Origin of the sequence: Caldicellulosiruptor bescii DSM 6725 (assembly GCF_000022325.1) — a bacterium.
Classification (GTDB): Bacteria; Bacillota; Thermoanaerobacteria; order Caldicellulosiruptorales; family Caldicellulosiruptoraceae; genus Caldicellulosiruptor; species Caldicellulosiruptor bescii.
In genome coordinates, this window is sequence record NC_012034.1 from 1,328,356 (window position 1) to 1,342,930 (window position 14,575).

Genomic DNA, 14,575 nt, shown 5'->3' on the forward strand with positions numbered 1-14,575 from the left:
ATTTGTTGATGGAGAAGTTAAAAATTTGTCTTGTTGGGTGTGGGAGAATATCATTCAAACATGCTGAGGCTTATGCTAACAACTATGACCAGCTTGAGGTTGTGGGTTTTTGTGACTTAGATAGCCAAAAAGCTTTGAGGACAAGACAAAAGTATTATGAACTGCTTGCAACCAAAGGAATTGAAATAAAAAAGGATATACCCATATATACAGATTATATAAAGATGTTAAAAGAACAAGAATGTGACATAGTTGATATAGCGACATACAGTGGCTGCCATGCTGAGCAAACACTTGTTGCTTTAGATTTTAACAAGCATGTGATTGTAGAAAAGCCTATGGCACTTTCGATAGAAGATGCAGATTTGATGATTAAAAAAGCAAGAGAAAAGAAGAAGGTACTTAGTGTATGTCTGCAAAACAGGTTTAACAAAAGTGTGCAAAAACTTAAAAGTACTATTGATAGTGGCAAATTCGGTAAGATACTGTACGCCGTTGCAAGCATTAGATGGAATAGGAACGATGAATATTACAGGCAAGATAGCTGGAGAGGAACATGGGAACAAGATGGCGGTGCACTTATGAACCAATGCACCCACAACATTGACCTTTTGCAATGGATAATAAGTTCTGAGGTTGACGAGATTTATGGTGACATAGAAACATTTTTAAGACCTATTGAAGCAGAGGATACAGGCTTTGCCATCTTGAAATTCAAAAGTGGAGCAAGAGGTATTGTTGAAGGGACTACATGTGTTTGGCCTTCAAATTTGGAAGAGACGCTCAGTGTATTTGGTCAAACAGGAACAGCAGTGCTTGGTGGTACATCGGTTAACAGAATTGTTGTGTGGCGTGTGCCTGATGAGGATGAAAAAGAGGCTTTAGAAAAGTTTACCGAAAATCCAGACAATGTATACGGGTTTGGTCACACTCCTTTTATCAAGAATGTTATTGAAGCCATCAAAAGAGGAGAAAATCCACTGGTAACTGGAGAGGAAGGTAAAAAGTCGCTTGAGATAATCCTGGGTATTTATAAATCTGCAATTGAAAAAATACCAATAAAACTGCCACTTACTAACTTTTCGACAATGGATATGAAAAAAGCTTATGAAAGGCAGAGGTTGGTAAGATGAGATTTATAAGTGAGAAAGCAAAAATAGCCGAGGACGTGGAAATAGGCTATTTTGTTGTGGTAGAAGATGATGTTAAGATAGGTAACGGATGCAGAATTGGTCACAATGTAATTATAAAAAAAGGAAGTATTATAGGTGACAATGTCGAAATTTCTGACGGGACAATTATAGGAAAGTCACCTCAAAAGGCTATTGCGAGCAAGACCACAGAAGAAATTGTTCTTCCACCCGCTAAAATAGGTAACAACGTCAAGATTGGAGCAAATAGCATAATCTACAGGGGTGCTGTAATCTCAGACAATGTCTTTATAGCTGATCTTGTGACAATAAGAGAAAATGTAAGTATTGGTGAGCAAACCATTATAGGTCGTGGTGTTAGCATAGAAAATAAGACAACTATTGGTAGTTATTGTAAAATAGAAACAAATGCATATATTACTGCACTTTCAACAATTGAGGATTGGGCATTTATTGCACCGTGTGTTGTGACCTCAAATGACAATTTTGCTGGAAGAGGGAAGGATAGGGTAAAGTATTTCAAAGGTGTTACAGTAAAACGAGGTGGCAGAATTGGTGCAAATGCCACCGTGCTTCCTGGAAAAGTGATTGGAGAAGAAGGATTTGTTGGTGCTGGCAGCGTTGTTACAAAAGATGTCATGCCAAGAAAAATTGTTGTGGGAAATCCTGCAAGGGAGATAAAAGATGTACCGGCTGAACAGTTACTTGAAAACCAATAAGTATGAATTTTTGGTTGCTGCAGGTGTTGCTACTACTGTGCAGTTTGTTAGGTATTCGTATATTCCTGTATATTTATTTTTGTTGGCGTTATTTTTTATATCCTTTTATATCTATAAACCAAAAATAAGATTTGATGCTTTGAATTTTGTTCCTATGTTTTTTTATGTAAGCCTTGCATTGATTTCTCTCTTGTTACTAAATGTAAGTTTAAACAAGGACAAGGCTATTATAGGTATAATAAATGCTTTTGTATTCCCAGCATTGTTTTATGTCTTTCTCATTTCATGTAACGGAAATTTTATTTTGAAAATAGAAAAAATATGGTTGTTTTTATTAGCAATTGCTTCAGTTGTGTGTATTTTTGAATTTTTGTACTATATAGCTTTCAAGAGTTTGAGAGAGAGAACTATTTCAATCTTTTTTAATCCAAACACATTTGCGTTTTTTTTAGTTATGGTTTACCCACTTGTGATAAACAAGTTGAAAGATGAAAAGTCAAAACTTTTGGTATCGTTCTTAATATTTATAGAAATCTTACTTTCTGGTTCAAGGACAGGGTTTGTAGTATATATATTCGAGTTTTTTCTTATAAATATTTACCTTATTAGAAAAAATATCTTAAAGGTTTTCTTGGCAGTAGCTGGTATATTGACTATTTTCCTTCCTAAGATTCTCTATAGAATTCCAAGCTTAAGTGATGTAACAAATCCTAAAACGGCTGTTGGGCAGAGAGTTTTTGTGATTGAGTTTGTTTTGAGATATTTTTCACACAGAAGCCTGTTTGAAGGAATTGGCGCAGGTCAATTTGAGCTATTTTTTAGAAAGTTAAAAGCGCCTGGTTTAGTTGCCCTTCACTCGGCACATAATTTGTTTTTAAATGCCCTTATTGAATATGGTATAATAGGATATATGATTTTAGTTTTTATAGTTTATTTTTCGGTTTTTCTTTCTGCATATAATTTTTTTAAACACAAAGAAGAATATGATAGAAATATTTTTATTGGATTTATTCTTATAACCATTTTTCAGATGTTTGATATGGCTGAAATTACAAATAGTAGGATGCTATTAATTAACATGCTATATACATTTTATCTTTTCTTGCCTATTTACAGATTTAAAAGGTGGAGAGCTATAGATGGAAAATACTTTTAGAGTTAGATTGAAGCAGCAGGTTATTCCAGCTATTTTGTACTTGACCTTTTTGAGTGGTTTTTTTGGGAGTACTCTTGCGTATCCAAAGCTAAGTTACCTTTTTGCATATAGAATATTTTTGGCATTTTTGTTTTTTCTCATTTTTATCGACATAGTATTAAATGGAATTGAGCTGAAGAGTTTTCTTAACTTTTCGACTTTTTTTCTAATAGGGTGGTGTGCCTACTCACTTTTAAGTTTTTTATGGGCTCAGGATATAAAAAGTGCAGTGAGGGACCAGATTTTTTTAACCGTCAATATATTTGTGATACTGATATTTATGTATTACTCAAAATATCTTAGATGGAATATAATTGAAAACATAATATTAATTTCATTTATCATCCATCTTGCTGTAGGCTATTTCGAAGTAATTACTGACAAACATTTGTGGACATCTAAGGTACCTTTATATAATCTTCATAGAACACCCTCAACCTTTTTTACAAATCCAAACGATTTTGCAACATATTTGGTTTTATATTTGCCATTTATTTTAGCCGTTGCAGTAAACAAGAAGAATAATAATTTTTTCAGAAAATGGACAGCCTTTTTAGGCACAGTTTTGGTTATTCCTCTTTTAATTCTTACAACAAGTAGGGCAAATTACATAGGATTTTTGATAACTTTGATTATTTATTTTCTTTTAACAGATAAAGACCTGAAAAAGAGTCTTCTACAATATGGAGCTATACTTTTAATTTTTTTAATGCTTATAATAGGTTTTAGACTGGATTTTGGAGCGTTTAATAAGGCAGTTGAAATGATAAAAATTCAGATTTCTTCGCTTGCTGATTTTTCGCAGACTTCTCTTTCCTCTAATGTACGGCGTGAGCTTTTGATTGTGTATGGTCTTTCGTTTTTATACGACTACCTCTTTTTTGGTGTTGGTTCAGGCAACAGCAGGGTTTTGATGGAAAAGGTAAAACAGTATACTGTAAATGTTGAACTTCATAATTGGTTTTTGGATGTTCTTGTGTGTTACGGCGTGGTAATATTCATCTTGTATCTTATTTGGATAGTCTATATACTTTACAATCTTTTTGAAATAAAAAAGAGCAGTAATACTTTAAACCTACCAACAATCCCTTTAATAAGCTCTATTTCTGCATTTTTTATATCAAGCATAAGTTCATCGAAGATGATAGAGATGAGGGTAATGTGGTTTATATTTGCACTTTCGCTGTTTGTTTTAGTAAAGTCAAAAGAAGAAAAAGGAGAGTCTTGAGCTTGAAAAAGGTGCTGGTTTTGTCATCTGCTCATCCATGGGATGATGAAAGAGTGTTTAGCAAAATAACAAAGAGTCTTTCGAAAAAGTATGAAACAGCCCTATGTGCTGTTGCAGAAAAGCAATTTTTTGAAGTGGACCGAATAAAGATTTTCGGGCTTCCCAAATTGCCACGCTCAAAGAGATATAAAAATTATTTAAAAATCATAAGGATAATTAAGGAATTTAAACCTGACATCATTCACTTTCATGACCCTGACCTTTTGGTTTTATCCTTGTACTTTAAGTTTTTCTTAAAGAAAAAAGTGATATACGACGTGCATGAGGACTATCCTTTAGCTTTTAGAGACAGGAAGTATTTTCCAGAGCCGTTTACCATGTTGTTTTCAATACTTTTTAATCTGGCCGAAAAAACTATAAGCAGACTTTTAGACGGTGTTGTGACTGTTACAGAAGACATATATTTAAAATTTAATTGCAAGAACAAGGAGGTTATCAAAAATTATCCTGTTGCTGAGACATTTTTGGAAGAAAAAGATGGCACTGTTGATGGAACCTTAAACCTTATATATATAGGAAGCGTTTCGCAGAGCAGAGGGATAACAAACTTGATTTTAGCAGTGAAAAGTTTGCACGAACTTGACATTAGATTAGACATTGTTGGTCCTGCTGAAAATCAAAAATACTTTGAAGAGATAAAGAAATACGAAGATGAAAGAATAAGGATATGGGGAAGAGTGCCTAAAAAAGATATTCCAGGAATTCTAAAAGGTTCTCATGTTGGGTTTGTGACTCTTTTGCCTCTTTCGCGGTATAAAACTTCACTTCCTTTGAAACTTTTTGAATATATGGCTGCAAAGGTAGCTGTGGTTGCTTCGAACTTTGAACTTTGGAGGAAAATAATAGAAGAAGCTGACTGTGGTGTTTTAGTTGACCCTACAGATATTCAGGATGTCAAAAATGCTATATTATTTTTTTACAACAACAGAGACCAAATAATAAAGAAAGGATTAAATGGTTACAAGGCGTTTATAGAAAAGTACAACTGGGCAAAGGAAGAGGAAAAGCTTTTTCAATTTTATGAAAGAATTATAGGGTATTGAAAAGTGCGGGGAAAGGGGAAACAAGATTGGTATGGAAAAAGCAAGGAAAAAAAAGATTATGATTTCAATTATAGCTTCGATTTTGATTATATGCATAGCTGTGTGTGGGTATATTTACAAAGTTTTTGTTATTGATGCAAAACATATTGAGAGGGTTTTTACGAAAAAATCACAGGTGTCAAAAAACTCTTCTTTAAAATATCCTTTTGACGACAATAGTGTAAATATTTTGATTGTTGGACTTGACAAGGCAAGCAACAGGACAGTGTACGATATGCACAGAACAGACACAATTCTGTTTATAAACATTAATTTCAAAGATAAAAAAGTTAAAGGAATTTCTATTCCAAGAGATACACTTACACAAATATACAAAGTTGAAAAATGGGATAAGATTAACAGTGCATTTGGTTATGGAGGAGGAGAAAAAAAAGAAGGTTTTATATATACAATGGAAACTGTGAGTAAGCTCTTGGGTGGGATGCCGGTAGATTATTATGTCGGATTTGACCTTGATGCTATAAGAAAAGTTGTAAACATATTGGGAGGTGTTTATGTCAATGTTGAAGTGCCAGTGAGGGTAAAGACAAAGTGGGTGGACATTGATTTAAAACCGGGGTATCAAAAACTGAATGGCATAGAAACTCTTTATTATGCTCTTTGGAGAAAAACTCCAGGTGGTGACATTGACAGAATAAGAAGAGACAAAGAATTAATTCTTTCGGTTTTCCAACAGCTGAAAGAGAGTAATAAGATAATAAAATTGCCAGAAATATATTGGAAGATAAGAAAACACTTTTTTACTAATCTTTCTCTTCAACAGATAACATCGCTTGCTTATTTTGCCCAGAGCATAAATAAAGAAGACATGGTATTTGAGAGTATTCCTGGCACTTATTTTAACTATGCGGGAGTGAGCTACTGGAAACCAGATTATGAAGGGATAAAAAAGCTTGTAAAGGACCTACTTGGCTATGACATTGAAATAGACCTTCAGCTTCCTGAAAGGTTTAAATATGTACCACGGATTGTAAAACATAAAAATACTAATTCTTCCAAGAAAACTATAAATCAAAATTTACAGACTACCAACCAAGAAAACCAGAAAAAAACAGAAGAACAAACTCAACAAAGTAGTTCAATTGATAATTCCTTGCCCGCACAAAATTCAGAAAATCCTTCAACTGGGGATACTACTGCTAAGGTTCAGCAATCTTCGCAAGTACTGGAAGGTCAGCAAACTTTGCCACCCACAAATAGTCAACGAAGCTTGTACGAAAATCAAGATCAGAATTCTTCAGTCCAAAGTGGTTTTTCATCGTCTGCAGCCTCAGATGTAAACAGCGATGTTTATAGTCAGGGCAGATAGGAAGAATTTTTGACAAAAACTTTTAAATTGGATATACTTTATTTATGTAAAGTTATTGTAAGATAGCATGGGGTGGCAATGAATGTATAAGGTGGGAGATACTATAATACACCCTTTGCATGGAGCAGGCAGGATAGTTGAGATAGTTGAGGAGAAGGTTTTCGATAGTGTTCAGAAGTATTATGTGGTAAAGATATTGTACAATGGAATGAAGGTACTAGTTCCTGTCAAAAGCGCGTCAGAGATTGGTATTCGTAACGTGATATCTGAAGAGGAAGCAAACAGAGTATTTGAGCTTTTGAAAGATAACAGTTTTAAGGTTGACATAAATGGCTGCGGAAATTATAACAAGCGAATAAGAGAAAATCAGCAAAAGCTAAAGAGCGGGAATATTTACTGTGTAGTAGAAGTTTTAAAGATGCTTGCAATGAGAGAAAAAGTAAAAGGACTTTCGACAAATGAAAAGATGATGTTCAACACAGCAAAACAGATTTTAGTAAGTGAGCTTGGGCTTGCGAAAGGTCTTGCCATTGAAGAAGTCGAGAGGATGGTTGATAACATTTTATTTGAGCTTGAGACGGCAGAGTAAGGGGGAAGTTTTTAGTGGCAGGATTTTTTGGATTTTTTGACTATACAAAGCCTGGTCCGGGTGTGCCGGAAAACCAGCCTCCAAAATCAAAGTTTATAGTGTTTTTTGAAGTGCTTGCAAGGAAATTCTGGAAACTGTGCTGGTTAAATATATTATACTTTCTTGTTTCATTACCAATATTAGTATTGCTCTATCTTATTATTGCCAATTATTTAGCTCCTATTATACAGTCTGCAACTAAAGGAGCTGGAAATGTAAAAGATGTTCAGTCGCTACAAGGTTTTTTGATGACAGCTTTTGGTTTGACACTTTTAAGTGGATTTATGGTGTTTGGTATAGGGCCAACAACTGCAGGTTTTACGTATATTGTGAGAAACTTTGCAAGAGAAGAACATGCATGGGTTACAAGTGATTTTTTTGAGCATACAAAAAAGAATTTCAAAGAAGGAATAATTAGTTTTATTGTAGACTTGTTAATATTATGGGTATTTTCGGTAGCTATACGATTTTACTCAATTCAAAGTCTTAAATATCCCAGTGTTGGAATTATAAAGTATTTTTTAGTATTCACACTTTTTGTCTATTTCATGATGCACATATATATCTACCCTATGATGGTAACATACAACCTGAAAGTGAGACACATTTATAAAAATGCTTTTATATTCACCATTTTAAAACTTCCTCATACTATTGGAATGTTTTTGTTATTAGTAACAGTATGGCTAATTCCTTTCCTACTTTTATTTGCTACACGATTTTTACTTGTGCTTTTTCTTTATCCCTTAATATGGGTGAGCATAATTGGGCTTGCCCAAAATTTCTACACAAACTATATCTTTGGAATATATCTCAATCCCCAAAAGGAAAATGAAGAGCAGCTCGAAAGTCAAGAAAATGCTGAACTTTCTTCCGACAAAGATGATGACAGCAACAACAAAGATAGTGTATAATATATAATACTGCGCGAAAATTTAATATGCGAAGGGAGGTTGCTTCTTTATGGAACCAGTACTTGTCTACAACAGAAGGGACATATTTACAAAGAGCAATTTAAACAAACTCAGAAAAGAAGGTTATATCCCTGCTGTTGCATATGGTGATGACATAAAGAGCCTTCCTGGTTATGTTTCTAAAAAGGAGTTTGAAAAATTATATCATCAAAAAGGTTTGGCTGGTAAGATAAAGATTTCAATTGATGGAAAAGAGAGAACTGCTCTTATAAAAGAGGTTCAGACACATTATACAAAAGGGAATATAATTCATGTGGATTTTCAAATACTTTCTGAAAACAAGCCTATCTATGTTGAGGTGCCAATTATATTTGAGAACGCAGAGATTTTGAAATCAAGAGGACTTGTGCTTCAAAGACAGATGGACACAGTTGAAATAGAAGGTCTTCCTAAGGATATTCCGGAGCATTTGGTAATTGACTTGATGGCCTATGAAAAGCCTACAGCTATAAAGCTTAAAGACATAAAACTTCCAGAGGGAATCAAAATAACAGAAGATTTAGATGAGGTTGTTGCAGTAATTGATGTAAGCGAGATTACAGAAGAGCCAGAGGTAGAGGAGAAGAAGGAAGAGACTTCTTCAAATGCATAGTCATCCAGGAATGATTAAAAAATGTGACCTATATAAATATATAAAATTGCGAAAAAGAAAGGTGGCAAAAAACTAATATGCCACCTTTCTTTTTTATTGTAATTTGTATAATGTCAAATTAAATAAATATATCATTTTAACTTATTCAAAAATTCCTTTAGATTATCAATTTGTTTTCTTACACTCTCCAGCGAAGTTCCGCCATAGCTTTTTCTGCGGTTTACACAGGTTTCAATCTTTATAAATTGATATACATCCTCTTGAATCTTCTCACAAAATCTTTTATATTCCTCTAACGATAAATCTTCCAATGTTTTGTCGCTTTCAATACAGTACTTTACAATGTTTCCTACAATAAAGTGGGCATCTCTAAAAGGTACTCCTTTTGTCACCAAGTAATCTGCAAGGTCTGTTGCATTGATAAATCCAGATTTACAGGAATTAACCATATTTTCTTTGTCAATTTTAAGAGTTTTAAGTATTTCATTTATTACTATTAAACTCATTTCTACTGTTTCAATTGAATCAAATAAGAATTCTTTGTCTTCCTGCAAATCTTTGTTGTATGAAAGAGGTAAACCCTTTAGTACTGTTAAAAGTCCAATTAAGTCTGCATATACTCTTCCTGTTTTACCACGTATTAACTCTAAAGCGTCAGGATTTTTCTTTTGAGGCATAATACTACTGCCTGAACAGAAACTATCGTCAAGTTCAATAAATTTAAATTCATCAGTATTAAAAATAATAAAATCTTCCGCAAGTCGTGACAAATGCATCTGAATCATGGCAAGTGAAAATAACATTTCAAGTATAAAATCCCTGTCAGAGACAGTGTCGACACTGTTTTCTGTAACACTTTCAAAACCGAGTTCACTTGCTACAAAAAATCTGTCTATTTCAAATGTGGTTCCTGCCAAAGCAGCGCTGCCAAGCGGGCTGGAATTTGTCATACTGTAGTTGTGTCTAAGTCTTAACAAATCTCTTTTTAGCATTTGAGCATATGCAAGAATATAATGAGAAAAAAGTATAGGCTGGGCCTTTTGCAGATGAGTAAACCCTGGCATAATTACATCGATATTTTCTTCAGCTAAGGTTGTGATGGTATTTATTAGCGTTTTTATTAGTTCTTGAAGATACAAATTCTTTTCACGACAAAATAATCTTTCATCAAGAGCAACTTGATCATTTCTGCTTCTGGCTGTATGGACTTTTTTGCCAACCTCTCCTATTCTTTTAATGAGCTCTTTTTCAATCAGCATGTGTACATCTTCATCAGAAATTCCAAATACAATTTTACCCAATTTAAAGTCTTCTAATATTTGATAGAGACTATCTATGATAAGTTTTGCCTCATCCTCACGGATAATATTGCACTTTGCAAGCATTTTAACATGTGCAACAGATCCAAGAATGTCGTATTCAAAGAGTTTTATATCAGTCATAATAGAAGCATTAAAAAGGTCAAAAATCTGCGCTGTAGATTTTGAGAACCTGCCTTCCCAGAGTTTCAGATTACTCATCCTCCTTTCTGTTCACCATTCCAAATACCTTCAAAGGCAAGCCAAACAGGTTTATAAATCCTTCCGCATCCTTTTGATTGTACATCTGGTCTTCTTCAAAGGTTGCAAGGTCTTTGATATATAGCGAATTTGGTGATTTTGAACCAGCAGAGTAGATATTACCTCTATATAGTACCAACCTTACTGTGCCATTTACAACCTCTTGGGTTTTGTCGACAAATGCTGAAAGTGCTTCTCTTAACGGTGAAAACCAAAGCCCATCATAAACAAGTTCAGCAAATCTAATTGCAACCATGTCTTTAAAGTGTAAAGTAGCTCTGTCAAGGCAGAGATATTCCAATTCCCTGTGAGCATAATAAAGAATTGTTCCACCAGGGGTTTCATACACGCCGCGCGATTTCATTCCAACAAGCCTGTTTTCAACTATGTCCGCAATACCAATTCCATGATTTGATCCTATTTTGTTCAAAGTTTTCAAAAGTTCAACTCCACCCATTTGCTGACCATTTACTTTCACAGGTATTCCTTTTTCAAATTCAATCTCCACAGTCTCTGGTAAATCAGCAAGTTTAAGGGGATTTTTTGTAATCTTTAGTACCTTATCAAAGTCAGGCATGTTCCATGGGTCTTCTAAGTCAAGCCCTTCATGAGAAAGATGCCATATGTTCCCGTCCATGCTGTAACTTTCTTCTTTTTTAAAAGGAATATCAATTCCTTTTTGGGTAAGATAATTGAGCTCATCCTCGCGCGATTTTAAATTCCAAATTCGCCATGGAGCTATTATCTTTATTTGTGGCATAAGCGCTTTAATTGTCACTTCAAATCTTACCTGATCGTTTCCTTTTCCAGTTGCCCCATGTGCTATTGCATCAGCGTTTTCTTTTTTTGCAATATTGACCAGTTTTTTAGCGATTAAAGGTCTTGCCATTGATGTTCCAAGCAGATATTTTCCCTCATAAATAGCTCCAGCTTTTAAAGTGGGGAATATATATTCATTCACAAACTCTTCTTTTGCATCTTCAATGTAAACCTTTGAAGCACCTGTCTTGTAAGCTTTTTCTTTTATGGCGTCAAAGTCATCTTCCTGTCCAACATCAACAACCACCGCAATTACTTCACAGTCAAAGTTTTCTTTAAGCCAGGGAATGATTACAGAGGTATCAAGTCCACCTGAATATGCCAAGACAACTTTGTTCAGTTTCATTTTATTTATCTCCCTTCACATTATTTAATTGGTTTTATAAAATTATACACCCAAATGAATAATTATGCAATGAGCTAATTTAAATTTTCTTGAGATTTAAAGGGATTTATTTTATTATAATATCTTAGATATGAAGAATTTTTCAAGGAGTCTGTGAATGAAAGTAGCTTTATTTGGAGGTACTTTTAATCCTATTCACATTGGACATCTAATTATGGCTCAGTATGTTTTAAATTTTTCACAAGTGCAAAAGGTTATATTTGTTCCAAATGGACATCCTCCGCACAAAGTTGAGGATGTAGCAGATGCGTTCGACAGGTTTGAAATGGTTAAGCTTTCAATAGAAGATAATCCATATTTTGATATAAGCGATTTTGAAATCAAAAAAAGTAACCCAAGCTGGACAATAGATACACTTGAGTATTTTTCATCTATATATGAAAGAGTATATTTCATTATTGGAAGTGACAATCTGTCAGAGATAGTGAAGTGGTACAAGGCTGAAGAAATTCTGAAAAGATACCCTCTTATTGTTCTTCCACGAGAAAGAAATTTGTGTGCGATAAAAAAGGAAATAGAAAAGCTTTCTTCTAAATATGCTCAAGATATTACTTTGATTCAGATGCCTGTTATTGATATATCTTCAACAGAGATAAGAAAACTAATTTCTCAGGACAAAAGTATAAGATATATGGTTCATCCAAAGGTGGAAGAATATATTAAGAGAAAGGGGCTTTTCAAAAGGTGAAAATTGAACAGATTAAAGATAAATTAAAAGAACTTTTGGATGAGAAAAGGTATGTGCATTCGATTGGAACAATGGAGTGTGCAGTAAAGCTTGCTGAAAGGTTTGATGAAGATGCGCAAAAAGCAATGATTGCAGGTCTTGTTCATGATGTTGCAAAGTGCCTTGATAGGCAGCAGTTGTTGAATTGTGCGTTGAAATCTGGTATAGTTATAGATAACATTATGCGAAGTCAAATAGAGCTTTTGCACGGTCCTGCTGGAAGTTATTTAGCAAGAAAGCTCTTTGGAATAGAAGATGTTGACATCTTAAATGCTATTGCATATCATACAACGGGAAGAGAAAATATGTCAAAGTTAGAAAAGATAATATATGTGGCAGATTTGATTGAGCCTTCAAGACAATTCGAACATGTAGAGAGGCTCAGAGAAAAATCGTTTGAAAATTTAGAAAAAGCAGTTGTAATGGCTATGGATAATACTTTAAAGTATGTAATCGACCGTGGTGGATTAATACATCCCAATACTATTTATGCAAGAAATTGGCTTATATTACGAGAAAGCGGGGAAGTAAAGTGAAGAAGATACGAATCAAAAAAGAAGCAAAGATGTTTTTGGCATCTTTTTTAGCTACTGTAGCGGTTATATTTTTGCTTATTGTTGTAACAGCTTTGTATTATAAAAATACAAAGACACTTCCGCCAATTATAAATAGTCTAATTGAAAAGGTTACAAATACTGAAACAAGCGGGCTTGAGAATAATTTGCCGATGAACATTTTGGTTCTTGGAGGAGATGAAAAAGAAGGTGGAAGGTCAGACACTATAATGCTTGTACGTATACAAAAAGATTTCCAACCAATTATTATTTCTATTCCAAGGGATACAAGAGTAAAAATAGAGGGCATAAAAGGATATTCAAAAATCAATGCTGCATATGCATTTGGCAAGTCAAAATTGGCCATAAAAACTGTAGAAGATCTTCTGGGTATAAAAATTGACAGGTATGTGGCTCTAAATTATGAAGCGGTCAAAAAAATTGTTGATGCAGTTGGTGGAGTGGATGTTGAAGTTCCTTTTCATTTATATTACAAAGATACAACACCAGGCAAAGAGCTTTTTATAGATATTCCTGCTGGTCTTCAACATTTGGATGGAGAAAAGGCAGTTGAGTTTTTGCGCTGGCGACACAATTCAAATGGCAAAGAGTATGGTAGAGGCGGAGATTTGGGTAGAATTGAGATGCAGAAAAAATTTGTGTTTGCTTTGATTGAAAAGGTATTAAAGCCACAAAACCTTATAAAACTTCCAAGTATTATCCAGACAGCAACAAAGTACGTTGACCACAATTTTACAAGAAATGAGATGGTTTGGTTTGTCCAAAATGCAGGAAAATTCAGTAGTCAAAATATAATGACAGCTGTATTACCGGGATATCCCAAGTATATTGATAAAGTTTCTTACTATATATTGGATGAAGGGAAATGTAAGCAGCTTGTTAAAGATTTAAATGAACCAGAAATAATAAAGGAGGATATCAGAATAAAAGTAATAGGAGAAACTGGCAGTGAAAAAGCAGCTTTGCTCAAAAGCGAGCTTGAATCAAAAGGATATATAAATGTTGGGTTGGAGAGTCAAAAGAGTATTCAAAATTCTACAATTGAGCTAAAGAGAATTAACAGAAAATATCTTGAACAATTAAAAAATGATATTGACCTTTCAACTTTTCAGGTGGTTTATTCACCAGACTATGAGGAAAAGTATGATATTTATATTAAAATAAAATAAAAAAGGGGTGAAAAAAGCAAATTGGAACAAAAAATATATGAGATTGTAAAACTTCTATCTGATAAAAAAGCTCAGGATATAGTGGTTTTGGACATTTCAAAGCTAACAATAATAGCTGACTATTTTATTATATGCAGTGCTTCGAATGTTCAACATGTAAAAGCCATTGTGGATGAGATAGAGGAAAAAGAACCAATGCATATTTTGAGAATTGAAGGCAAAGAAAGTTTCAGATGGGTTGTTATAGATTTTGGTGATATAATTCTTCATATCTTCCATGAAAAAGAGAGAGAATTTTATAACCTTGAACGATTGTGGATAGATGCTCAAAAGGTTGAGATTGCAGCATTGTAGTAATAAC

Annotated in this window: 15 protein-coding genes; 13 read left to right on the forward strand and 2 right to left on the reverse strand. The window is 33.9% G+C overall.

Going from position 1 to position 14,575, the window contains the following annotated elements:
• Positions 1 to 8 precede the first annotated feature (8 nt).
• The 9 genes from ATHE_RS06190 (at position 9) to ATHE_RS06230 (ending at position 8,959) form a co-directional block, all read left to right on the forward strand.
• Entirely contained in the window at positions 9 to 1,133 is a 1,125-nt protein-coding gene (locus ATHE_RS06190; protein WP_015907730.1) for a Gfo/Idh/MocA family protein, read from the forward strand.
• A complete protein-coding gene (locus ATHE_RS06195) occupies positions 1,130 to 1,870 on the forward strand; it encodes an acyltransferase (protein ID WP_015907731.1) in 741 nt (246 codons plus the stop codon). The genes ATHE_RS06190 and ATHE_RS06195 overlap by 4 nt, the downstream gene beginning before the upstream one ends.
• Positions 1,836 to 3,026, forward strand: coding sequence for an O-antigen ligase family protein (locus ATHE_RS06200; protein WP_015907732.1), 1,191 nt, complete (start codon positions 1,836 to 1,838; stop codon positions 3,024 to 3,026). The genes ATHE_RS06195 and ATHE_RS06200 overlap by 35 nt, the downstream gene beginning before the upstream one ends.
• Positions 3,010 to 4,293 (forward strand): O-antigen ligase family protein, encoded by a 1,284-nt coding sequence (locus ATHE_RS06205; protein ID WP_015907733.1) that lies wholly within the window; start codon positions 3,010 to 3,012, stop codon positions 4,291 to 4,293. The genes ATHE_RS06200 and ATHE_RS06205 overlap by 17 nt, the downstream gene beginning before the upstream one ends.
• Before the next feature lie 2 nt (positions 4,294 to 4,295).
• On the forward strand, positions 4,296 to 5,396 hold the full coding sequence (locus ATHE_RS06210) for a glycosyltransferase family 4 protein (RefSeq protein ID WP_015907734.1): 1,101 nt from the start codon (positions 4,296 to 4,298) through the stop codon (positions 5,394 to 5,396).
• A gap of 31 nt (positions 5,397 to 5,427) precedes the next feature.
• Positions 5,428 to 6,765, forward strand: coding sequence for an LCP family protein (locus ATHE_RS06215; protein ID WP_015907735.1), 1,338 nt, complete (start codon positions 5,428 to 5,430; stop codon positions 6,763 to 6,765).
• Positions 6,766 to 6,847: 82 nt separating this feature from the next.
• Positions 6,848 to 7,354 carry a CarD family transcriptional regulator gene (locus tag ATHE_RS06220; protein ID WP_013430412.1) on the forward strand — a complete coding sequence of 169 codons (507 nt, stop codon included), beginning with the start codon at positions 6,848 to 6,850 and terminating at the stop codon, positions 7,352 to 7,354.
• 14 nt (positions 7,355 to 7,368) lie between these two features.
• Entirely contained in the window at positions 7,369 to 8,307 is a 939-nt protein-coding gene (locus ATHE_RS06225; RefSeq protein ID WP_015907736.1) for a YesL family protein, read from the forward strand.
• 49 nt (positions 8,308 to 8,356) lie between these two features.
• Positions 8,357 to 8,959, forward strand: a complete 603-nt coding sequence (locus ATHE_RS06230; RefSeq protein WP_015907737.1) for a 50S ribosomal protein L25/general stress protein Ctc — start codon at positions 8,357 to 8,359, stop codon at positions 8,957 to 8,959.
• A 131-nt stretch (positions 8,960 to 9,090) separates the two neighbouring features.
• Here the strand turns inward: ATHE_RS06230 and argH are convergent, their stop codons facing one another.
• Positions 9,091 to 10,470, reverse strand: a complete 1,380-nt coding sequence (gene argH, locus ATHE_RS06235; RefSeq protein ID WP_041727376.1) for an argininosuccinate lyase — start codon at positions 10,468 to 10,470, stop codon at positions 9,091 to 9,093.
• 1 nt (position 10,471) lies between these two features.
• Positions 10,472 to 11,683, reverse strand: a complete 1,212-nt coding sequence (locus ATHE_RS06240; RefSeq protein ID WP_015907739.1) for an argininosuccinate synthase — start codon at positions 11,681 to 11,683, stop codon at positions 10,472 to 10,474.
• Between the two features lie 157 nt (positions 11,684 to 11,840).
• On the opposite strand from ATHE_RS06240, the gene nadD reads away from it, so the two are divergent.
• From nadD to rsfS, 4 genes are read left to right on the forward strand one after another with little or no spacing between them, the layout of a single operon-like run.
• Positions 11,841 to 12,431, forward strand: a complete 591-nt coding sequence (gene nadD, locus ATHE_RS06245) for a nicotinate (nicotinamide) nucleotide adenylyltransferase (RefSeq protein ID WP_015907740.1) — start codon at positions 11,841 to 11,843, stop codon at positions 12,429 to 12,431.
• Entirely contained in the window at positions 12,428 to 13,006 is a 579-nt protein-coding gene (gene yqeK / locus ATHE_RS06250; RefSeq protein WP_015907741.1) for a bis(5'-nucleosyl)-tetraphosphatase (symmetrical) YqeK, read from the forward strand. The genes nadD and yqeK overlap by 4 nt, the downstream gene beginning before the upstream one ends.
• The gene (locus tag ATHE_RS06255; protein WP_015907742.1) at positions 13,003 to 14,214 is read left to right on the forward strand and encodes an LCP family protein; all 1,212 of its coding nucleotides are present in this window, start codon (positions 13,003 to 13,005) and stop codon (positions 14,212 to 14,214) included. The genes yqeK and ATHE_RS06255 overlap by 4 nt, the downstream gene beginning before the upstream one ends.
• A 21-nt stretch (positions 14,215 to 14,235) precedes the next feature.
• Positions 14,236 to 14,568: a ribosome silencing factor gene (gene rsfS / locus ATHE_RS06260; protein WP_013430404.1), complete on the forward strand. Its 333-nt coding sequence runs from the start codon at positions 14,236 to 14,238 to the stop codon at positions 14,566 to 14,568.
• The last annotated feature ends 7 nt before the right edge of the window (positions 14,569 to 14,575 follow it).

What these genes read in the sequence shown, in the direction of transcription:
- nadD (WP_015907740.1), top strand. Translation starts at nt 11,841, where the DNA reads ATGAAAGTAGCTTTATTTGGAGGTACTTTTAATCCTATTCACATTGGA.
- ATHE_RS06215 (WP_015907735.1), top strand. Translation starts at nt 5,428, where the DNA reads ATGGAAAAAGCAAGGAAAAAAAAGATTATGATTTCAATTATAGCTTCG.
- ATHE_RS06240 (WP_015907739.1), bottom strand. Translation starts at nt 11,683, where the DNA reads ATGAAACTGAACAAAGTTGTCTTGGCATATTCAGGTGGACTTGATACC.
- ATHE_RS06220 (WP_013430412.1), top strand. Translation starts at nt 6,848, where the DNA reads ATGTATAAGGTGGGAGATACTATAATACACCCTTTGCATGGAGCAGGC.
- ATHE_RS06205 (WP_015907733.1), top strand. Translation starts at nt 3,010, where the DNA reads ATGGAAAATACTTTTAGAGTTAGATTGAAGCAGCAGGTTATTCCAGCT.
- ATHE_RS06230 (WP_015907737.1), top strand. Translation starts at nt 8,357, where the DNA reads ATGGAACCAGTACTTGTCTACAACAGAAGGGACATATTTACAAAGAGC.
- ATHE_RS06190 (WP_015907730.1), top strand. Translation starts at nt 9, where the DNA reads ATGGAGAAGTTAAAAATTTGTCTTGTTGGGTGTGGGAGAATATCATTC.
- ATHE_RS06195 (WP_015907731.1), top strand. Translation starts at nt 1,130, where the DNA reads ATGAGATTTATAAGTGAGAAAGCAAAAATAGCCGAGGACGTGGAAATA.
- ATHE_RS06200 (WP_015907732.1), top strand. Translation starts at nt 1,836, where the DNA reads ATGTACCGGCTGAACAGTTACTTGAAAACCAATAAGTATGAATTTTTG.